Source organism: Paenibacillus sp. LHD-117 (assembly GCF_030929555.1).
Taxonomy (GTDB): Bacteria; Bacillota; Bacilli; order Paenibacillales; family Paenibacillaceae; genus Pristimantibacillus.
The window spans coordinates 118,128-138,183 of record NZ_JAVFVT010000011.1 but is presented as its reverse complement, the minus strand read 5'-3'; the positions used below and the strand labels follow the sequence as shown (position 1 = coordinate 138,183).

20 protein-coding genes are annotated in these 20,056 nt (G+C 50.0%); 3 read left to right on the top strand and 17 right to left on the bottom strand.

The genetic code is table 11. The features are described 5' to 3' along the window. Nucleotides 1-921 carry a stalk domain-containing protein gene (locus tag RB620_RS10835; protein ID WP_308094191.1) on the bottom strand — a complete coding sequence of 307 codons (921 nt, stop codon included), beginning with the start codon at nt 919-921 and terminating at the stop codon, nt 1-3. Between the two features lie 157 nt (nt 922-1,078). Between RB620_RS10835 and RB620_RS10830 the strand changes: the two genes are divergently transcribed. Beyond that, on the top strand, nt 1,079-1,813 hold the full coding sequence (locus RB620_RS10830) for a DUF4352 domain-containing protein (protein ID WP_308094188.1): 735 nt from the start codon (nt 1,079-1,081) through the stop codon (nt 1,811-1,813). 80 nt (nt 1,814-1,893) lie between these two features. After that, nucleotides 1,894-2,682, top strand: a complete 789-nt coding sequence (locus RB620_RS10825) for a stalk domain-containing protein (protein WP_308094186.1) — start codon at nt 1,894-1,896, stop codon at nt 2,680-2,682. 149 nt (nt 2,683-2,831) lie between these two features. On the opposite strand, the gene RB620_RS10820 is transcribed toward RB620_RS10825, so the two are convergent. The 4 genes from RB620_RS10820 to RB620_RS10805 all read right to left on the bottom strand — a co-directional run bounded on the left by RB620_RS10820 (nt 2,832) and on the right by RB620_RS10805 (nt 5,534). Beyond that, nucleotides 2,832-3,218, bottom strand: a complete 387-nt coding sequence (locus RB620_RS10820; protein WP_308094184.1) for a hypothetical protein — start codon at nt 3,216-3,218, stop codon at nt 2,832-2,834. Nucleotides 3,219-3,286: 68 nt separating this feature from the next. Further along, the gene (locus RB620_RS10815; protein ID WP_308094182.1) at nt 3,287-4,366 is read right to left on the bottom strand and encodes a hypothetical protein; all 1,080 of its coding nucleotides are present in this window, start codon (nt 4,364-4,366) and stop codon (nt 3,287-3,289) included. Nucleotides 4,367-4,619: 253 nt separating this feature from the next. After that, nucleotides 4,620-4,817, bottom strand: a complete 198-nt coding sequence (locus tag RB620_RS10810; RefSeq protein WP_308094180.1) for a phage holin family protein — start codon at nt 4,815-4,817, stop codon at nt 4,620-4,622. 3 nt (nt 4,818-4,820) lie between these two features. Beyond that, nucleotides 4,821-5,534, bottom strand: coding sequence for an N-acetylmuramoyl-L-alanine amidase (locus tag RB620_RS10805; RefSeq protein ID WP_308094263.1), 714 nt, complete (start codon nt 5,532-5,534; stop codon nt 4,821-4,823). Here RB620_RS10805 and RB620_RS10800 point away from each other — a divergent pair. Continuing rightward, nucleotides 5,475-6,311, top strand: coding sequence for a tyrosine-type recombinase/integrase (locus tag RB620_RS10800; protein ID WP_308094262.1), 837 nt, complete (start codon nt 5,475-5,477; stop codon nt 6,309-6,311). The genes RB620_RS10805 and RB620_RS10800 overlap by 60 nt on opposite strands. A gap of 161 nt (nt 6,312-6,472) precedes the next feature. Here the strand turns inward: RB620_RS10800 and RB620_RS10795 are convergent, their stop codons facing one another. From RB620_RS10795 to metA, 12 genes are all read right to left on the bottom strand, one after another. Beyond that, nucleotides 6,473-6,886 (bottom strand): YugN family protein, encoded by a 414-nt coding sequence (locus tag RB620_RS10795; protein ID WP_308094178.1) that lies wholly within the window; start codon nt 6,884-6,886, stop codon nt 6,473-6,475. A gap of 59 nt (nt 6,887-6,945) precedes the next feature. Further along, nucleotides 6,946-7,611, bottom strand: coding sequence for a response regulator (locus tag RB620_RS10790; protein ID WP_308094176.1), 666 nt, complete (start codon nt 7,609-7,611; stop codon nt 6,946-6,948). Then, a complete protein-coding gene (locus RB620_RS10785; protein WP_308094174.1) occupies nt 7,608-8,642 on the bottom strand; it encodes a sensor histidine kinase in 1,035 nt (344 codons plus the stop codon). Before RB620_RS10785 ends, RB620_RS10790 begins: the two co-directional genes overlap by 4 nt. 10 nt (nt 8,643-8,652) lie before the next feature. After that, on the bottom strand, nt 8,653-9,687 hold the full coding sequence (gene liaF, locus RB620_RS10780) for a cell wall-active antibiotics response protein LiaF (protein WP_308094172.1): 1,035 nt from the start codon (nt 9,685-9,687) through the stop codon (nt 8,653-8,655). A 216-nt stretch (nt 9,688-9,903) separates the two neighbouring features. After that, the gene (locus tag RB620_RS10775) at nt 9,904-11,289 is read right to left on the bottom strand and encodes a methyl-accepting chemotaxis protein (protein WP_308094170.1); all 1,386 of its coding nucleotides are present in this window, start codon (nt 11,287-11,289) and stop codon (nt 9,904-9,906) included. 132 nt (nt 11,290-11,421) lie between these two features. Further along, a complete protein-coding gene (locus tag RB620_RS10770) occupies nt 11,422-11,565 on the bottom strand; it encodes a hypothetical protein (RefSeq protein WP_308094168.1) in 144 nt (47 codons plus the stop codon). Between the two features lie 60 nt (nt 11,566-11,625). After that, nucleotides 11,626-12,123 carry a 3D domain-containing protein gene (locus RB620_RS10765; RefSeq protein ID WP_374121395.1) on the bottom strand — a complete coding sequence of 166 codons (498 nt, stop codon included), beginning with the start codon at nt 12,121-12,123 and terminating at the stop codon, nt 11,626-11,628. Nucleotides 12,124-12,251: 128 nt separating this feature from the next. After that, entirely contained in the window at nt 12,252-14,186 is a 1,935-nt protein-coding gene (gene thrS / locus RB620_RS10760; protein WP_308094164.1) for a threonine--tRNA ligase, read from the bottom strand. 427 nt (nt 14,187-14,613) lie between these two features. Beyond that, entirely contained in the window at nt 14,614-15,549 is a 936-nt protein-coding gene (locus RB620_RS10755; protein WP_308094162.1) for a putative sporulation protein YtxC, read from the bottom strand. A gap of 905 nt (nt 15,550-16,454) precedes the next feature. Further along, the gene (mqnC, locus tag RB620_RS10750; protein WP_308094161.1) at nt 16,455-17,591 is read right to left on the bottom strand and encodes a cyclic dehypoxanthinyl futalosine synthase; all 1,137 of its coding nucleotides are present in this window, start codon (nt 17,589-17,591) and stop codon (nt 16,455-16,457) included. Nucleotides 17,592-17,824: 233 nt separating this feature from the next. Continuing rightward, the gene (locus RB620_RS10745; protein ID WP_308094160.1) at nt 17,825-18,982 is read right to left on the bottom strand and encodes an aminotransferase class I/II-fold pyridoxal phosphate-dependent enzyme; all 1,158 of its coding nucleotides are present in this window, start codon (nt 18,980-18,982) and stop codon (nt 17,825-17,827) included. A gap of 97 nt (nt 18,983-19,079) precedes the next feature. Further along, nucleotides 19,080-19,997 carry a homoserine O-acetyltransferase MetA gene (metA, locus tag RB620_RS10740; RefSeq protein WP_308094158.1) on the bottom strand — a complete coding sequence of 306 codons (918 nt, stop codon included), beginning with the start codon at nt 19,995-19,997 and terminating at the stop codon, nt 19,080-19,082. Between the last annotated feature and the right edge of the window lie 59 nt (nt 19,998-20,056).

The window sequence follows — 20,056 nt, the reverse complement described above, 5'->3', positions numbered from 1 at the left end:
TTAGTTTAAATTTACTTTGCTAACATCTACTTTATTTACAATATTGGAATTCTTAATAACCCCATTCGCATCTATTTGGACAATTCCGATATCATGTACTCGGTCGCCAAGAATAAAAAAGTTAATTTGCAAACCATACTGGGGATTTTGCTTCTGAATCTCTTGTGCATAAAATTCAAATAACAATTGTGCATCATCACCTAATTGATTAATTAATTCAGCTACATCATCAAGTACAGACTGATTATTACTAGAGAATGCAGAAGTTACGCTCACAGTAGTATTGCCCGGCAAGAGAGTTTTATTGTCCACTTTAAAGTAATTTTTGAGTTTTTGATACTCTTCTTTCTCGGCCAACTTTTCACTTTCCATTTTAATCAAATCTAAAATTTCATTAATAACGCTTTCTTTAACGTATGTAGTACCGTAATGAATAAAACCCTGAGAACCAGTTATAGCTCCATCATTTATGACAATAGATTTCCCAACGTGCTTAGCAATCAACTCCTTTTTGTCTGCATCATAGGTAAAGTACTGCCTTCCACCAGTATATTCATCTAAATATCGGCTGAATGAAACAAATATCTCACCTTGAAAATCAATGGCATTTATATTTTGTCTCTTATAGTTCTGAATGATTTCTAGCTTGTCGTTTTGAACGGGCGTTCCAATCTCTACTCTCCTGTGCTCCTCATTCCAATTAACCCGTGTCCCTAAGATTTCACCAGTAATTTTCAACGGTACATAAGTGTTACCCTTATAGTTCATAAAAGGTAAATCATTATTTACATATTCAGATCCATTTAAAAAAACTGGGAACTTTAGGTTTGTTAATATAAATTCCTTTGCTGATTCTGCTGAAACCGTGACTGTGAGACACATACCAAATCCAAGAATAAATCCAAGAACTATTTTTTTCAACTTTGCACCCCAATCCACCATTTTCCATAAAGATAACTCAACCGAATGCAGTTTGTCTAGTACATTAATACTAGAAAAAAACTAAGCAATTATGAAGTGCTGGAAGTATGTAGTAGACTAATAAGTGAAAATTAACCAACCTCAAGGAGGAATTAAATTGAGCAAACTAGTCTATGTTTGCCCTGCATGTAAATCACATAATAGTCCATCGAACAAGAATTGCATTCGATGCGGCAACTGGTTGCTAAGCACAGCTTACCCACCACAAGTTCTAAAGGTCCGGTCTACAGCAGCAAAGGTAATTACAATTATCGCAGCATCCATCGGCGGAGTTATTTTGCTCTTCGTGATACTAATTGTTGCTATATTCACGTTTGTAGATACTGAGAGCAATGAGGTAGCTTCCAACCAAGCTGTAACCCAACAAGATAAAACGCCAGACGGAACAAGGAGAGATCCTATAAATCTTGGCCAAAGCCACATTTTTTCTGTCGAACAATACTTTGCTTTAACAGGAGCAGGGAAGCAGCGATTTGATTTATCTATAACAGTTAATAAATCCATCCGCGGTGATGAAGCACAAAAGTTGGTTACGAAATGGAATGAATATAACCCTGCACCGGCAGCGGGACATGAATATATGCTTGCTGAAATAACGGTTCGTGCAGACAAATCAAAGTCGGGCGATCCATTGTCAGTTAATAGTAATACATTTTCATTGGTATCTGAAAATGGAGTTAAATACGATCCAGTCTTCTTAGTAACGGAAGGGGAAGTTTACAAAGAATTGTATGAGGGGGCACAGCATACTGGATGGGCTGTCTTTGCTGTTCGAACAGATGACACAAAACCATTAATTGAAGTAGCTGGCAATTGGTTTTCAACGAATTAAAGGACAAAAAATCAATAGGAAAGTTTGGTAGTTTGTAGTAGACTGGTAGGAGAATTTACCCAATTGAGGAGGAACTAGACTTGAAGAAGAAACTGCTCATCACATTGGCCGCGGGGGCCCTCATGCTTACTTCTGCCGCAGCTGGCGCATACGGCGCAACGAATTTGCAAGCGATCAAAGCAAATCTAAACCTGGGTCTTAAGTTCAAGGTAGATGGGAAGGACTGGACTCCGAAGGACGCGAGTGGCAAGAATGTCTATGCAATCACATACAACGGTACTACATACCTTCCTATCCGGACTGCTGGCGATGCCCTCGGAGTCGAAGTAGGCTGGGACGGAAAAAACAATACCGTCTGGCTAGGAGAAGGTGCCTCTGCAGTGGAAGCTGGGCAGAAGCCAACAGAAGCGGTTGGATTCTCACGTAAAAATCCCGCACCTTTGAATACGAAAGTAAAATTCGATTATGACGAATTCTCAGGTAAATATACTGCCGAAGCGACAATCACAGAATCTATCAGAGGTGAAGAAGCTTGGGAGATGGTGTACGATGCTAACATGTTCAACGAGGCACCTCCGGAGGGGTACGAGTACCTTCTTGTAAAAATCAACTTCAAGGTATTGAAGAATATCATCGAAGATAAAGCGGTACAAGTAAGTTATTATGACTTCGACTTGGTTTCCTCGAGTGGAAAGGATTATGCAAAGGAGAGCATCGTAACTCCTGAACCTGAATTTAATGTTTCGTTATATGAAGGTGCTTCCGATGAAGGATGGGCCGCTTACTTAGTCGAGAAAGGTGATACGCCAGTACTAGCATTTGGACGTGATTATGATGGCACAGGCGGCATTTGGTTCAAAGTGCAATAATTAATTCCCAATACTTACAATAAAAGCCCGCTAACCATTACGGTCGGCGGGCTTGATCGTTATTTATCATTGTTAACTGTTTGGTCAACCTTGTCCCACGTCACCACAGCATTGAAGCATTCCTTGATCGCCCAACGGCAACAATAATATTAAATACCAACGATATATTTTCTTGAACTAACTAGCTTATCAGGGTATAACATCAAAAATTTATTCAGCGAAAGCTCTTCCGTTAATGTATCATTTATAATTACATCGTCTAATTCAACATCAGGAAAATTACTTTTATCAAGTAAGATAATTTCAAATGGTTTGCTCAAGATATTGAATAATGCAGATATTTCATTGTAACTATTATCACTCGTACGTATAAAATCACAAGAACATTGTCGGTGTATAAGATAATATTGATTCGAAACATTTATTTTTAGATACTCATTAACCTTGTCAAAATAGATATTATGGTCTTGTTGATACAGTTCGACTAAGCCTTCAGAAATCTCGTCTTTTGTAGCGACATATAAAAAATAACACATAAATCACACCTCCAATAAATTCCCCAGCGCACGTTGTACGCTGGGGTTGGTATATTTTAAATTTTTTTTTACCAGAAGGAATGTCCGCCTACTCTTACACCAAGCACTCTTGCATGCCAATGTGGACGGTTCATAAACCAACCGTTAGTATTATGAACTTCATCATACGGTCCAGTTCCGTATGAAATATTGGCAGCTAATGTTTTAGCTGTATTTTTGCCGATAGACCATACATCGAGATTTTTTTTAAGATGTTCTGCTGCATCTACAAAAGTCATATTTCTACCTAATGTTATCCCCCCTGGTTTCACAGGAAATAAATATGCCACAAAATGGTTCCATCCTTGCTTAACTTGAGCAGTGATGGTGGCAGAGCCAATCATTACTCCTATAGCTTTCGTTTTTGCTTGTGATCCGTAATATGTTCCAATCTGATTAGATACTGCTGTACTGTTACTGCTAAGTTTAGTTGCCGTATGGTGCCATAGTAAAGATATCCCAACAACAAGACAAATTAAGTCTGCTACTGGTAAGGGGCCATCTAGAGTCGAGAGTGCACCTAAAGTAACAAGCCTAGTAGCCAATCTTGCCTCTGTTTCAACAACTCCTACAGTTGAAAGAGCTATAACAGCATCACCTGTGGACACACTGTAAACATCATCATTTCCATACTCTCTATCCTCGGCAACAGCAAGTACTTCTTGATTAATAGTAGTCTCCGGTAAAATTCCAGTCAATTCATACTGTTTGTAAAATTCCTGGGCGAGGTCATCAATTCTTTTTAATTGTTCCTGACTTTCCGGTGAATTCATAGCAGAAAGCGTAAGTGTTTCAGTATCACCTAGTTCCATAGCTAACTTTTTCATCGACTCAGTTTGGAGAAGTTGTTTTTCAATAATTCTTACATCTGTTTCTTCAGTTTGCAATAGTTTTTTGAGTTCATTCAGAGCAGCAGCAAATTCAGGGTTTTCATTTAAATATTCCTTGTTAAATGATTTTGTAAAATCTTTCAAGTAATCTTTTGTAATGCCCTCTGCTGGAATCGTTGGTGGAATGTTAGTTGGAATACTAGCATCTGCACCAACTGATGCTGTTGCAGTTACAAATAAAATTGCGATGGTTAACATTAGACTTATAATCTTCTTCAAAACTCTCACTACTCCCTTATTTGTATCAATTTAAGCTGGCCAGCTCTAATTCAATAACACCTTAAATATGGAAGTAGTTACATTACAAATGCGTCTTTTTTGTGAACAAACTATTTTGAAGAATTCAAAATTAAAAATGAAATTTCAAACGCAACCCCACGATGTCATCTTCGGGCTTTACCGCTACCACATATTGCCAAATTACTTATTCGTGTCTATTGCTTATTAATGGTTTGCTTCGCGAGCTGATGCGTCAGTACCGTAACGCCGGTAACGAGGACGCCCTGCACCGATCCCTGTAGCCACCGACGACGCCGACGACGAGCAGCACCCAAGGGATGGTCCAGTCAGCGACTTTCGGCGTGTTTTTTAGCAACAGGCCAAAAATAAAAAGCACCGGCATGAGCACCAGCGCTTCAGATACTATATATTGGATGATTTCGTTTTCCATCTTCTATTTCACCCCCTTGTCTAGTAATCCGAGCCGATCAAGCATGACGGCCAGCTGCGCACGCGTGACCGGCTCATCAGGCGCAAAACGATCGTCGGCGACGCCGTTCATCACTCCAGCCTTCTTGGCCTTTACGATCAAGTCCACCGCCCAATGCCCGGCGATATCCTTGAAGCCCTCCACCGTTTCCGCCGGTGGCGTCACGGGATCCGGATCAACCGGATCCGTATACTTGCGGCCGGTGAATTCACAGTAAGCTTTTACGACCACCTCCGCGTATTTCTTCCAGTTCGCGAGCAGTCGGGCAGCATCTGCAGCATTCGAGCAGAAGCCGTATTCGATGATATTCGTTCCGACGGTGCCGGTGTTCCGGTGCATAAAGTAGTAATCGCTGCCTCCGTCGTTCTTCCGACTATAAGTAGCCGTCGGTCGGAGTGTTTGTCCCGCTGCCGTGAGAGATTTCGCAAAAACTTTGGCAAGCTTCCCGTCGTTGTAGACGCTGTGAATGACCTCGGCGCCCGCCGCCGTCGCCGCTGGGGCCGCGTTAATGTGGTTCGAGATGCAGTACTTCGCCCCGCTGTTCTTGACCAGCGTCGTGCGCAGATTTGGCTCGAGTGTGACGTCGCTGTTACGAGTCAGCGCCACCGGCACACCTAGCTGCTTAAACCGCTCGAACTGGTAGAGCGACATGTTCAGCACCATGTTCTTCTCGACGATGCTGTCAAGCGCGGTCAGATAGGCTCAAACCCTGCTGCTGGAGCCATCCTTCCGAAGGAAGAAGAAACGGACGAGGATATTGATGAAGTTCCTAAATTTCTCGAAAAGGACCAGCTGCTTGCAGTAATCCGTGCCGCAAAGGACAAAGCGGCAGAAGCTGAACGGCCAAGAGATGCTTTCGGCTGGCGGCAATTTAGCCGGACGGTGTTTATCTTGGCACACACCGGCATGCGTATCGGAGAGCTTGGAGCGCTTGAGCCGGTGCGAATTGATACGAAAAAGCTAACAGTAAAGATCGCCGCCACTCTGTATGAAAAACGAGGTCTGCGGCATTATGAGATTGGTCCACCAAAGACAAAAGAATCCCGACGCACAATCGACATCAGCAGGCGTGTCGCCGATGTATTTGATGCTCAGCTCCGTGACCTCAAAGCATTCCGGCTGCTGTCCGGATCCAAGTACCATACTGAACGCGAATTTGCTTTTGTTATGCCAACTTCACACTTACCTGGTTACCCACTAAGACAATCAAAAATCAACGATATGCTTGAAGAAGCGTTAGAGGCCGCAGGCATCCCCCGCAAGCTTATAACGGCTCACGGATTGCGACACACGTTTACAAGCCTCAGCGCGGAAGCAGAGGTCACCCTGGAGGATATCCAGAAACAGCTCGGACATGCATCTGATGAAATGACCAAGCGCGTCTATTATCACGTTACAGAGACAAGACGTCGGGCAAACGTCGATAAGCTCGATGCGCTGCTCGGCGAGTTTTAAACAGTTTGTGGGCAACTTGTGGGCAATACCCCTTATAAATGCTGACTACACATCGAATTTCTTTTAAAACAAACTTAAAAGGAATTTAATCTAACATAAAAAACTCTCCATATCGGCTATGGAGAGTTCGTTATCGGTTCATTGCGTATGTTCGCTGGTGGTTAGAAAGGAATCGCGTTCTCGACTTCCCGCATGACCGCTTCGCCTCGTTCCACCCAGCGCCGCTCGACCTTGGCATCAGGATCGACGGGCGATTGAAACTGATCGAACATGGCGCCGACGAACCGTACGGAAGCTTCCGGATCGTTCCCCTCATTATACAAATGTTTGAGAACGAACGGCTGGCCGAATTGGATCTGGGCGTTATTCTCCGAAAGCTCGCTGTCGATGTTGCCATCGGTCACCCGGAACGGAATCCGAAGCCAAACCTTGTTCTCTCCATCGAGCGCCCGATCGAACGTACCTCCGTCATAGTCCCAATTGCCGCCGAGCGAGAATTGCCGTTCTTGCAGCAGCACTTGCACTTCCGTAAACTTTTTCTCTTGGCCTTCCACGCTTGATGAGATCGGTATCATGCCTAACCCTCCATCATTTGGTTTATGCTAGAGAGTAGTATATCCCGTCGACTGTGCGCTTATGTGCGATTCGCCCAACCTTTGCGGTGCGCAAGCACGGCCAGCTGCGTACGATCTTCGAGCTCGCACTTCATAAGCAGGTTGCTCACATGGGTTTTGACCGTCTTGATGCTGATATGAAGCTCCTCGGCGATTTCCTTGTTGGATTGTCCGTCCGCGATCAGCAGCAGCACTTCCTTCTCCCGCTCCGTCAGTTCCTCGTCGCCGGATTGCGCAGTCCTCTGGCGAAGACCTCTCGTAAGCGCCTGCGACACGTCGGCCGTCATAACCGGCATGCCCTTGAACGCTCCGTTGATCGCGTAGATCAGCTCTTCGGCGGATACGGTTTTTAATACGTAACTGACCGCACCCGCTTCGATCGCCCCGTACACCTTGTCATCTTCAAGGAAACTCGTCAGCATGACGATCTTCATCGAAGGATGATTCGACATGATCGTACGTGTCGCTTCGATGCCGTCCATCTCGGGCATCATCAAATCCATCAAAATAATATGCGGCCGCTCTTCTTCACTGAACGCTTCCAACTGCCTGATCGCGTCGGCGCCGCTCTTCGCTTCCGCGATGACTTCAAACTTCGGCTCCAGCATCAAATACGTGCGGAGGCCGATCCGAACCATATCGTGATCGTCTACGATCATCACTCTTATGTTTCCCGCTGCGCTCATCGATTTTGCTCTCCCCGGTAAATTTTCGGTATGGTGACTCTGACCCTCGTCCCGCTTCCCAGCTTGCTGATGATCTCTGCCGTGCCGCCCAGCTTCTGCGCCCGCTCCTGCATCGTCGACAAGCCGTATGAACCTCGGCGTACTTCGTCCGCCTTGAAGCCGGCGCCGTCATCGGACAACATCATGACGACCTGTCGCTCCGTATCCGTTAACGTTAACGTGCAGCCGTCCGCCTTGGCATGCTTCACGACGTTCGCCATCGCTTCCTGCACGATTAGGAACAGCTGTTGCTCCTTCGCCTCGCTCAGCTGTTCGTTCAAGCGCCATTCCAGCACGCCTTGCAGCTTGTTCTGCCGGCAAAAGTCGGGAAACCACTTGTCCAGCGCCTCCTGCAGCGTCTTGCCTTCAAGCTCCATCGGACGAAGCTGCGCGATGAAGTTGCGCATTTGCTTCTGCGCCAGATTCGACATTTGGATCAACTGGTCCAGCACGGATGCCGCCCTCGCCTCGTCCACTTCCTGAAGCTTCGGCAGGGAGGATGCGCACATATGAATGGCGAACAGCTGTTGGCTGACCGTGTCGTGAAGATCACGCGCCATTCGCTTCCTCTCCTCTAATACGGCCGCTTCGTTCGATGCCGAATCCGTCAGCACTTTCTCTTCGCCGAGCTGCTGGAGCAGCTTCATCTTCTCTTCCATGTTTTTGGCGAGCTCGTTGAATTCCCGATAAAGCGGTCCAAACGAATTCGTGCCGTTCTCCGTGATCCGCACCTCATAATTGCCGTTTACCGCTTGCTTGATGGCAAGAAACAACGAATCGAGCCGCTGGCCGAACCGCTGCGCGGCCCAATAGCCGAATCCGGCGCTCACCAGCAGCACGATGACTCCCGATCCTATTTTTAGTTCCGCGTAACCGAAATGCTCCTGCATCATGTTCCAGAATAGAAACGCCAGCAGTACCGAAACGACGGAAGCGAGGACGAACATGCCGACCAGCTCCCACTTGCCGCTTCGCAAGAACCGAACCATCATAACGGTATCGTCACCCCACTTTTATGACGCGAGTATCGCCGATAAAGGTGCTGACGATAAGCTTGATTTTTTTGTCCGAATCCGAATATCTCGGCGACGTCGTATTCACGTTCGTGAACAGGCCGCCTTCCTTCTGACCGAGCACCTTCACGTCGCCGATAAAAGCGCTGGAAACGACTTGGATGCCCAGATCGTAATCGTTCGGCACATAGATCTTCACATCGCCGATGAAAGAGGAAATGTTGACCTTCGTCTCACCGTACGGAATCTCGGCTTTCGTCAAATCGAGCACCGTATCGCCGATGAAATGCGAGATGTTAAGCGGCTTCAGCTCCCAATAATCCTGACCCATGTGAATGTCGCCGATAAACCCGGAGCGGTTCATCACTTTCGGATCATTATGATTCCACCACTCCACATGCCCGCCGCGGCCATGATCCGAGCCGCCTTTCTTCCGACGTTGTTTGTTCGCATGCATTCGGCCGTCATGATCGTCATCCTCATCCTCTTCATTGCCGATATGGCCGCTTTCGTAATTCGGATCAGTTCCGTCTACTCGCTTATATGCGTCTTCCCCGCCACCCGGCGCCGTCGGATCCGGATGAAGAGGTGGCGCTGGCGGAACATCCGCCGATTCCTTGTCGTATGGGCGATAAGACTTCCACTCATCCGCGGGAGGCGCCTTGTGCTGCGGCTTGCTCGGTTTCCAGATCATTCTTAAACCTACGATAATGATGACGATGGGTATGAGGAACGGCACGATATCGCCAATCGACCAAGTGAACCATTCCAGGTTGTTGCCGAGAAACACGAAGCCGATGAGCAGCATAACCGCTCCCCACCAGCCAGAGCCGCCATGAAAGCGGCCGCTAAGCAGCTGGGCGACGCCGAAATACATTAATATGCACGGCCAGTATGTCGAGAACAGCTCGCCGATGCTAATGCTTTCGAATGGGCTAACGCCTAATTGACGCAGCAGGAAAAACAAACCTACCGTAATGACGATCAAGCCGGTAAACAACCGGCCGGCGAAATTTCCGTTCATTCCGCACAACTCCTTACACAATCAGCATGGTTTAATTCTTTGTAAATCCAGTATAGCGCATTCCGCCCTCGAACAAGTAGGGACGGCCGGTTGAACTTTGCCTCCGTCTAGAGACCGAGATGCTGCCACCGGCTGGAAGGAGCATGCTTCCTAACAAAAAAGAGCCGCCGAGCCTATGGCTGCGACGGCTAAATGCGCCATTTATGATTGCATGGTTTATCGAATGGATATATCCGCTCCGATGACGCCGACGACTTGTCCCTCGGCATCGCGAATCGGCACGGAGATCGTCAAACAAAGCTGCTTCGTAATCGCGGACACGTACGCCTCGGATTGGAACGGTTGGCCCGCCATCGCCCGTTTCCACCATTCCCTGCTCTTCGCGTTCAACAGCCCGGCCTCGGGAAGCGAAATCAAAAACGAACCGTCCGCGCGATTCGACCAGATCGCCTCGATATCAGGCTTCGAGCTTAACATAGCGGCAAGCTTGCGGCCGTGCGCGACTTCATCGAGCGTCGTGAGCTCCGGATCGGCCGCCGCGGCCATGAGCCACTCACGCAGCGCGGCAACATTGCCTTTGGCTTCGTTCGCGTTCCGTTTCACGCCGACTTGATCGACCGCCTTCGACAGCTCCGAAGAAGAGCGTCCGAGATTAACTCTAACCCGGCTGAGCTTGTTAATCTGCTCGCGCTGCTTGTTCGCCATCAAGAGCGTCTCGTCGACGCTATGTATCGTTTCGTTGACGGAATCCACGACATCCTTCAGCATGGCGGTCGTGCCGTTCATATGATCCGTTTGTTCGCTGCTGGCTGCCGCCGTCTGGCTAACAAGCTCGTCGACCTCGGTAATCTTGGTGAAGATGGCATCCATCCTCTCCTTGTTGACGGCCATCTCCGAGACGCTCCGCTCTACCGAAAGCTTCTCCTTGCCGACCGCATCCACGACGAGCCTTACCCCGCCTTCGATCTGCTCGACCATGCCGGTCGAACGTTTGACGGCATTCGCGCTTTGCTCCGCCAGCTTCTTGATCTGCGATGCGACGACCGAGAAGCCGCGTCCGTATTCGCCTGCATGCGCCGCCTCGATGGAAGCGTTGAGTGCGAGAAGCGACGTCTGCGATACGATCTCATGAATGAGGGCATTGATTTCGTTTATTTGAGATGTATGCTGTATGAGTTCCAAAATATGGCGTTCCATCGTTTCGTTTTGCCGCTTGAGCTCGTTCATCGCCTCATCGGTATCGATCAGCGAACGGCAAACGTCGAGCACGACTTCTTTTGTCTCCTTGCTTTTCTCGTTCAAGTGCGCCGATGCGCCGCTGATCTGCTCGGCCGCCGCCGCCACTTCCTGCAGGGAGGAGAACGTTTCTTCGATTCGGCTCATCGCAAGCGAGCTGGAGTGCCTTAGCTTCTGCTCTTGGGAGTGGGATGCGTCAGCGATCGCCGATAAATGTCCGATCGTACCGTCCACCTCGTCAACCGCAGCTTTCAGTTGATCGGATATGACAACGGACTCGTTCAACAACTGATTCATTCGTTCCTGCTTCGTTTCGTCTGGCGTTACGTCGTTCGCGTTTCGGTTGAACCATCTGGCCGTTCGCATGTTCCGTCACCGTGCTTTCGTCGAATAATGGGGATGTAAAATTTCCCTACATTATATCCCAGATTTCGACAAATGAAAAGAGGAGCCGCTATGGCTCCTCTCTCTTCGATCATCATGCTATCGGTGACCGTATTATTGTTGATTTTGTTGGTTTTGTTGATTCGCTTTTTGGTTCGCAGCTTGGTTGCTCGCAGCGTTGTTCTGGTTGAACTCTTCCGCGAATTCGGCATTGAACTTGTTGTTTTGAGCGGCTTTATTGTTTTTGTTTTTAGCCATTGTTAATCACCTCCCCGTCCAAGTTTAGTATGGCTAGGCCGCCTCAAACTATGCAGACCGTTACGATTCCAGATACGATTGCGGAATCGGCTTACCTACTTGTACGGCTTGGTTAATGTTGCGCAGCCAGGACTCCGTCAGCTTTCCTTTGCCTTTCCTGAGCACTTGGACGCTGACCTTGCGCTTGCCCCACTGCTCGTACACTTCCTTTATCGTTTCGAAGTACAGGTCGATCCGGTTTCCTTTGATCGCGGATCCCGTATCCGCTACGACTCCATAGCCGTAACCCGGTATATAAAGAAGCGTGCCGATCGGGAACAGCTTGGGATCGGCCGCGATCGTGGACACTTGATCCCTTCGCACCTTCACGCCAGAATAAGTGATGCCGTATCCGGGATGGCCAGGACGTTTGCCGGTCGATTCCACTCCAGCCGTGTAGCCGGTAGCGACGACCTCGATTTGCTCCGGCGCCCGATTAGCCGAGACGCTTGCTCCAGTCGTCATGGCAATTGACAGATAAGCCAAACACGCGGCTAACCATATGAACAAGGATCTCATCGCAAATAGAAAAAAGCTTGTAACCATCAGGGCACTTTCCTCCTCAGAAAGAAGATTGCCCCGATGGCACAAGCTTTATGCGCGGTACGTCAGTCGCTCATCCTGAAATGGCCTCGATAAAGGATTTCTCACTCTTTGGACGCGATCTGGCCTTTCAGCAATCCGATCAGCTCGGAAGTCGGCATCGTTCCGATATCGCCTTCCCCGCGTTTGCGGACCGATACCGCACCCGCCTGCATCTCGTTATCGCCTACGACTAGCATATAAGGAATTTTCTCCAATTGCGCTTCGCGGATCTTATAGCCGAGTTTCTCGTTGCGCAGGTCGCTCTCGACCCGAACGCCGCCGAGCTGAAGCTGTTCCGCCACCTCGCGCGCGTATGCCTCGTAGGCCGTCGATACCGGAATGACCTTCGCTTGAACCGGCGAGAGCCAAAGCGGAAGCGCGCCCGCGAAGTTCTCAAGCAGGAACGCCGTCATCCGCTCCATCGTGCTAATAATTCCGCGGTGGATAACAACCGGACGGTGTTTCTTGCCGTCGTCGCCGACATACTCGAGCTCGAACCGCTCGGGTAGCAGGAAGTCCAGCTGCGCCGTCGACAATGTCTCTTCCTTGCCCAGCGCCGTCTTAATCTGCACGTCCAGCTTCGGTCCGTAGAATGCCGCTTCGCCTTCCGCCTCGAAGAACGGAAGTTCCAGCTCTTCTACAACCTCGCGCAGCATGCGCTGCGACATTTCCCACATTTCATCGTTTTGGAAATATTTCTCCGTGTCCTTCGGATCGCGGTACGACAGGCGGAAGCGGTATTCCTTGATGCCAAAATCCTCGTAGACTTTGCGAATCAGGTTCACGACGCGCGCGAATTCTTCCTTGATCTGATCCGGACGGCAGAAAATATGAGCATCATTCAGCGTCATCGCGCGAACGCGGTGCAAGCCGGTGAGTGCGCCCGACATTTCGTAACGGTGCATCGTCCCCATCTCGGCGATTCGGATCGGCAAGTCGCGGTAGCTGCGCATGTCGCTCTTGAACACCATCATATGATGCGGGCAGTTCATCGGACGCAGCACCAGCTCCTCGTTATCTAGCGCCATGAGCGGGAACATATCTTCGCTGTAATGCTCCCAGTGGCCGGAAATCTTGTATAGCTCTACGTTGGCGAGCACCGGCGTATAGACATGCTGGTAGCCGAGGCTTTCTTCCAAATCCACGATGTAACGTTCCATCGTTCTGCGAACCTTGGAGCCGTTCGGCAGCCAGAGCGGCAAGCCTTGACCGACCTCGCGCGAGAACGTGAACATCTTCAACTCGCGGCCGAGCTTGCGGTGATCGCGTTTCTTTGCTTCTTCCAGGAAATGAAGATGCTCGTCGAGTTGCGCTTTCTTAGGGAAAGCCGTTCCGTAAATACGCTGCAGCATCTTGTTCTTTGAATCGCCGCGCCAATAGGCGCCCGCCACGCTAAGCAGCTTAAACGCCTTGATTCGGCCCGTGGACGGAAGATGCGGTCCGCGGCACAGGTCGAAAAACTCGCCCTGATCGTAGAGCGTAATCTCGGCCTCCTCCGGCAAGTCGCGGATCAGCTCGAGCTTCAGGTTGTCCTCCAGTTCCGTGAAGATGGCAAGCGCTTCTTCGCGGCTGACGACGCGGCGGCGAATATCCAAGTTCTCGTTCGCTATTTTGTTCATTTCTTTCTCGATACCCGCCAGGTCTTCTGACGAAAGGGGCTGTTCCATATCGATGTCGTAATAGAAGCCGTCCTCGATGACCGGTCCGATTCCGAGCTTCACCGTTTGGTTGCCGTAGATGCGCTTCAGCGCCTGCGCGAGCAGATGCGCCGTGCTGTGGCGGTACACCTCAAGGCCATCCGCGCCGTCCAGCGTAACGATCTCGATTGCCGAATCCTTCTCGACTTTCGCGTAGATGTCGACCACTTTCCCGTCGATCTTGCCTGCAATCGCGTTCTTCTTAAGTCCGGAGCTGATGGATCCGGCGATATCTTCGATTGTTGTGCCTGCCTCATATTCACGTACCGCGCCGTCCGGCAATGTTACTTTGATGCTCATTTCCAACTTCCTTTCGCTTCGAGTATATGATCAAGCAGAGTCTTCGGAACGCGCAAAAAAAGCACTGCGTCCCGCATAAGGGACGAGTGCTTGTTCTCGTGGTTCCACCCTACTTCGACTGTCCGGCCTCAAGCGTTCTATCTTAAGTCCGCTTGCGACAAAGTCCTCGTATGATCTGGTAACGGAGATATCCGGTACGGCTTACTGGCTTCCACATCGCGTCATATTGCAAGGCCATGGGAGGTTCAACCGTACAGCTATAGATGGGGTATATCCGACCGCGTCAGGAAGGAAATTTCAGCCGAGGTTTCCTCTCTCTGGTTCAAGCGCCTTGACGGATACATGTCATCTGTCGTTGCTGTTGCGTTAGTGTATGTCGTCATTATAGAACGGCGCGTCCTTCGGGTCAAGCCCAAGACGCTAAGTTTTAAGGCTGAATCCATTCATCCAGCGTGCTCGCGCAGGACGAACATTGCACGCATACGTTAACCCGGCCGTCGAAGATCGTCTCGATCGTACGAATGACTTGCAGCTCCGGCTGTCTGGTATGGATCGTGATTTGCTTCGGCGAAACCGAGATAAGCGAGCTAATCACCATATCCTCGATATTCATTTCCGTCTCCAGCATTTCCGCTACGATCCGGTCGGCCGGCGGCTTATGCTCAAGCGTCTGGAAGCTTTCATTATACATCGCAAAATCAGGTCCGCCTTTATGCAGCAGATGGACGAGCGGAACTTTGGATTCCTGCATTTGGACAAAATATTTGAGCAGCGAAATAAATTCCTGATACTGCTTGTCGAGCACGTATTCGTCCAGCGCGTACTCCACGATCTCCGCCAGCTCGCTTCGGTAGGCATGCAAGCGAAAGGTCGTGAAGCCCTCTAGATTTAGCTCCGTTTGCTCTTGCAAGTAATGTTCCAAATCCTCGGCTATTTTGCCCCTACGGCGAATGCGGTCCGCTTCGTGAAACTTGCCGCCAAGTCCCTCCCAATCCTTGCCGTGCAGCAACTCATGACAATATTGCTCAATAACGGCCGTATCCATCGACGGATTGTTTTTGTATTTACGGTTAACGATCGCGGACAGCAGCTTGGATTCAAGTCTTTGCATAACGAATTCGGCTATCGCTCGCGATGCGGATTTATAGACAAGTCCTCCGTGAAACTTCAACTGAAACCCTGGAAGTATCGCCTGGCACTGAATCGCTCCATCGCGAAGATCGTATCTCGCGATCCCGCCGGAAGCCGCATCCGCATGGGCGTAATTATGTAAATCCTCGTTTGTATGCTCCGTGAGCAGCGATTGCAGCTGCTCGATGGAATCATGAAGACTTGCAGGCAATGACACTGTGAACAAGTCCATGCGCTCACCCCTTTCCTTCCGTTACAGTATATGGTCCACGGCCGCGGGATATACAAAGAAGACATTGGCATGAGCAGGAGACGAAATCGTGGGGGCTGGGAGCGCGGTTACGGATGGGGGGTGGCCTGCGGCCGCTATATAATGGAGACGTTGGGATGTGGAGGGCGGGGGCGCGGTTACGGATGGGGGATGGCCTGCGGCCGCTAAATATACAATGGAGACGTTGGCATTTGGGGGCGGAGACGCGGTTACGGATGGGGGATGGCCTGCGGCCGCTGTTAAACATTGCATTCCTCAGAATTAATATAGTGGTTGGAATACAACGTTTAAAGGCGGACGTAAACTCCTCCGACCATTCCCCCCATCCTCCACCGCTCACCGCTCCCCTTGGCCCCTTCTTCGCATTATGTAACGAAAAGAGTAGAAAACCTAATCACAGCACCCATAAAGTTCGAAAGAGCGTTGTTTATCCCCGACGCTAACGGAAACCACAGCCGCTATTCGCCTGTTTTTTCGACTTTTTCAAGTCTAACGGAAACCTCAGCCGCTATCGCACCGAAATCTACCCAAAAACCTAATTTCCTAGGCCAATAACAGCCACCAATTCCGTTAGAAATTGCATAAGCCTGTTTTCATCCATATAAGCGCTCCTGTTTCCGTTAGAAATTGCATAATCCGTTTTCATCCGAAAAGCGGCGCCCGTGTCCGTTAGTTACCTTCTCGGAATACAGGCCAGCAAGGTGAACGGCTGACATGTCCCCTTTTTGAGGCGCTACATACGTTTCGCCGCCATCTTGCGCAACGATACCCATGCAAAAAACCGGCAAACCTATGGAAGGCTAGCCGGTTTTGATGATTAAATAGGATAAGGTCGTTACGTCTCACAACTAATAGATTCGTTCAAGTTAATTCTGCATGACAAAATCTTTGTCCGCTTTGTCCGTTTCGTTGAACATGCGCAAAATATTGTATTTCGTATCCCGCTGAGCCGGCACCTTGCCTGCTTCGCGGATCAGCTGCAGAATCAGCTCGATATTCACTTTATGCGTGGTGCCCGCCGCCGATACGACATTTTCTTCGATCATCGTGCTTCCGAAGTCGTTGCAGCCGTAAGACAAGGACAGCTTGCCCATCTCCGGCCCCATCGTCACCCAGGAAGATTGGAAGTTCGGAATATTGTCGAGCATGATGCGGCTCGCCGCCACGATGCGCAGATACTCCTCAGGCTTCGCTTTCTCCAGCTTCAAATTCGTGTTGTCAGGCTGGAACGGCCAAGAGATGAACGCAAGGAAACCCGGGGAAGGATACCCTAATACTTTTACTTTATCTTGTTCGTCGCGAATGCGCAGCATATGAAGCGCGCGCTCCTCGATTGTTTCGCCCAGTCCGTAAACCATCGTTGCCGTCGTGTTCATTCCGTGCCGATGGGCGGAATTCATGACATCCATCCAGTCCGTCCACGAACCCTTCATGCGGCTAATCTTGCGGCGGGTACGGTCGTCCAGAATCTCCGCGCCACCGCCCGGCAATGAATCGAGCCCGGCTTCGTGAAGCTGTGCAACAACCTCGTCGAGCGACAGTCCCTCTGAAACGACCTTCATCTTCTGAATCTCCGCCGGAGAGAAGGAATGCATCGTAATGTTCGGGAACCGCGCCTTGATTTTGCGAAGCAAATCGGTATAATACGTAAACGGCAAATTCGGGTTCGTGCCGCCTTGCATCAATATTTCTGTGCCGCCGACATCGACTGTCTCTTGAATCTTGTTCAAGATAACTTCGTCATCAAGAACATACCCTTCCTTGGAACCGGGCGCCCGGTAGAAAGCGCAGAACCGGCAGTATACGTCGCAGACGTTCGTATAATTGACATTCCGTCCCACCACGAACGTGGTGACTGGCTCGGGATGGCGTTTCAGCATAACTTGATTTGCAGCATGGCCCATCTTCTCGATTTGATCGGAAGCGAGCAGCTCCATGCCTTCCTCCAGCTCGATACGCTCGCCGCGCAAAGCTTTGTCCAATATTCGGTCTATTGTACTCATCCGAGACCTCCTTACTGTTGCTCCATTTGTACTAATCCTACCATAGAATCATTCAGCTAGTCATCCGTCACCGATTGCCCAATTTGTCAAAATAACGAAAGTTCACGCAATTCCCAGCCATTCCGCCGCCAACAAAAAACCTCCGCGACGGCCAATCGGAATCGAGCGGCCGCGTGCGGAGGTAAAATTGTCGTTTCAACCTTCATTCCTGTTCCTGCTCCAAGAATCTGCCTTTAAGCTTCCAGCTCTTCCTTCGCAGCCGCAAGCGCTTGTTCCAGATCGGCAATCAGATCGTCAACATGTTCGATGCCGACGGAGAACCGAAGCAGGCGCTCGTCCACGCCGACGGCTCTGCGGATTTCTTCCGGAATGTCCGCATGCGTCTGCATGGCCGGATAAGTCATCAGCGACTCGACGCCGCCCAAGCTCTCCGCGAACGCGATCAGCTTAATATGGCGGAGAATCGGCTCGACGTATCGCGCATCCTTCAAGCGGAACGAGAAGATGCCGGTGTTGCCGGACGATTGGCGGTTCTGAATCTCGTGGCCCGGATGATGTGACAGAGCTGGGTAATACACTTCTTCGATTGCCGGATGTTCGAGCAAATATTCTGCGATCTTCGTTGCGTTGTATTGATGGCGCTCCATGCGCAGCGCGAGCGTCTTCATTCCTCTCATCAGGAGCCAGGAATCCTGCGGACCCAGGACGGCGCCGATCGAGTTATGGAGGATAGCCATTTCCTTCGACAGCTCTTCGCCTTTCGTAACGATCAGGCCGGCAAGCACATCGTTGTGTCCGCCCAAATATTTGGTCGCACTATGGATGACGATATCCGCGCCCAGTTCGATCGGACGCTGCAAGTATGGCGTCAAAAGCGTGTTATCCACGATCGTCAGGAGACCTTTGGACTTCGCCCAGCCGCAAACGCGTTCCAAATCTGTGATCATCATGAGCGGATTGGTCGGCGTTTCGATGAGCACCGCTTTGGTGTTCGCTTGCAGAAGCGACGACATGCCGTCAATGTCATTCGTATCGACATAGGAAGCCGTAACGCCGAATCTCGACATGATTCTTTCCAGCAGGCGGTATGTTCCGCCATATAGATCGAGCGACACGATCAAGTGGTCGCCTTGGCTGAAATAAGCGAAGATCGTCTGCAAAGCTGCCATGCCAGAGCTGCACGCGAATGCCGCATCGCCGGATTCCAGCTGCGCTGCCGCTTCTTCCAGCACTGAACGGGTAGGGCTCTTCGTGCGAGCGTAATCGAATCCCGTGCTCTGTCCAAGCTTCGGGTGACGGAACGCAGTCGCCTGATAGACTGGGAAGCTGACCGCACCCGTTACGGGCTCTTTAACTGAGCCGATTTGTGCCAATTGACTTTCGATTTTCATCTGTTCGTCGCAACTCCTTAAACTGTCGGATAGAATAACCTTCTATAAATGAAGCAAACGAAGCCGGACGCTCCCGAGAGCGCCACGGTTTCGACCGTTAAATACCCGCGCCCAGCTCGTATGGCGTTTGCTGGTACACGTAATAATTGAGCCAATTGGAGAAAAGCAGATTCGCGTGCGCTCTCCATGTGGACAGCGGAATCCGATCCGGATTATCGCCCGGGAAATAATTTCGAGGCAGCTCGATCTCCATCCCTTTAGATACATCGCGGTCGTATTCGTACTTTAATGAAGTCGGATCGTATTCGGAATGTCCCGTCACGAAAATCTGTCTGCCGTCGCGCGAAGCGACGATATAAATGCCGGAATCATCGGATTCGGACAAAATGTCCAGCTTCTCGTTTCCTATGATATCCTCCCGGCGCACTTCCGTGTGGCGCGATTGCGGTACGAAAAACATTTCATCGAAGCCGCGAAGGAGAGGCACGTTCCTTTTCTCGACCGTATGGGGGAACACGCCGAACATTTTGGCATCGAGATTATATTTCGGCACGCCGAAGTGATGGTATAAACCCGCTTGGGAGGCCCAACATATATGGAAGGTCGAAGTGACGTGGCGTTTCGTCCAGTCCATGATTTCCTTCAATTCATCCCAGTAGTTCACTTCTTCGAACGGCAAATGCTCGACCGGTGCGCCCGTAATGATCATCCCGTCGAAATACAGATGCGCGATCTCGTCGAACGTCTTGTAGAAAGACTCGAGATGTTCCGCCGACGTGTTCTTCGACGTATGCGTGCGCGGGTGCAGCAGCACGACCTCCACCTGCAGCGGCGTATTGCCGATGAGGCGAAGAAGCTGCGTCTCCGTCGTTTCTTTGGTCGGCATCAAATTCAATATCGCGATCCGCAGCGGACGAATATCCTGGTGGTAAGCGACGCTTTCGTCCATGACGAAGATGTTCTCGTTGTTCAGTATTTCTTTGGCTGGCAGGTTGTCTGGCACTTTGATCGGCATATCGATTCCTCCTTGGTGTTAAGCAATAAAAAAGACCCCTTCTGCATGAGAAAAGGTCG

What these genes read in the sequence shown, in the direction of transcription:
- RB620_RS10755 (WP_308094162.1), bottom strand. Translation starts at nt 15,549, where the DNA reads ATGGACTTGTTCACAGTGTCATTGCCTGCAAGTCTTCATGATTCCATC.
- RB620_RS10785 (WP_308094174.1), bottom strand. Translation starts at nt 8,642, where the DNA reads ATGATGGTTCGGTTCTTGCGAAGCGGCAAGTGGGAGCTGGTCGGCATG.
- RB620_RS10795 (WP_308094178.1), bottom strand. Translation starts at nt 6,886, where the DNA reads ATGATACCGATCTCATCAAGCGTGGAAGGCCAAGAGAAAAAGTTTACG.
- RB620_RS10790 (WP_308094176.1), bottom strand. Translation starts at nt 7,611, where the DNA reads ATGAGCGCAGCGGGAAACATAAGAGTGATGATCGTAGACGATCACGAT.
- RB620_RS10810 (WP_308094180.1), bottom strand. Translation starts at nt 4,817, where the DNA reads ATGGAAAACGAAATCATCCAATATATAGTATCTGAAGCGCTGGTGCTC.
- thrS (WP_308094164.1), bottom strand. Translation starts at nt 14,186, where the DNA reads ATGAGCATCAAAGTAACATTGCCGGACGGCGCGGTACGTGAATATGAG.
- RB620_RS10765 (WP_374121395.1), bottom strand. Translation starts at nt 12,123, where the DNA reads ATGAGATCCTTGTTCATATGGTTAGCCGCGTGTTTGGCTTATCTGTCA.
- RB620_RS10770 (WP_308094168.1), bottom strand. Translation starts at nt 11,565, where the DNA reads ATGGCTAAAAACAAAAACAATAAAGCCGCTCAAAACAACAAGTTCAAT.
- metA (WP_308094158.1), bottom strand. Translation starts at nt 19,997, where the DNA reads ATGCCGATCAAAGTGCCAGACAACCTGCCAGCCAAAGAAATACTGAAC.
- RB620_RS10775 (WP_308094170.1), bottom strand. Translation starts at nt 11,289, where the DNA reads ATGCGAACGGCCAGATGGTTCAACCGAAACGCGAACGACGTAACGCCA.
- RB620_RS10820 (WP_308094184.1), bottom strand. Translation starts at nt 3,218, where the DNA reads ATGTGTTATTTTTTATATGTCGCTACAAAAGACGAGATTTCTGAAGGC.
- mqnC (WP_308094161.1), bottom strand. Translation starts at nt 17,591, where the DNA reads ATGAGTACAATAGACCGAATATTGGACAAAGCTTTGCGCGGCGAGCGT.
- RB620_RS10745 (WP_308094160.1), bottom strand. Translation starts at nt 18,982, where the DNA reads ATGAAAATCGAAAGTCAATTGGCACAAATCGGCTCAGTTAAAGAGCCC.
- liaF (WP_308094172.1), bottom strand. Translation starts at nt 9,687, where the DNA reads ATGAACGGAAATTTCGCCGGCCGGTTGTTTACCGGCTTGATCGTCATT.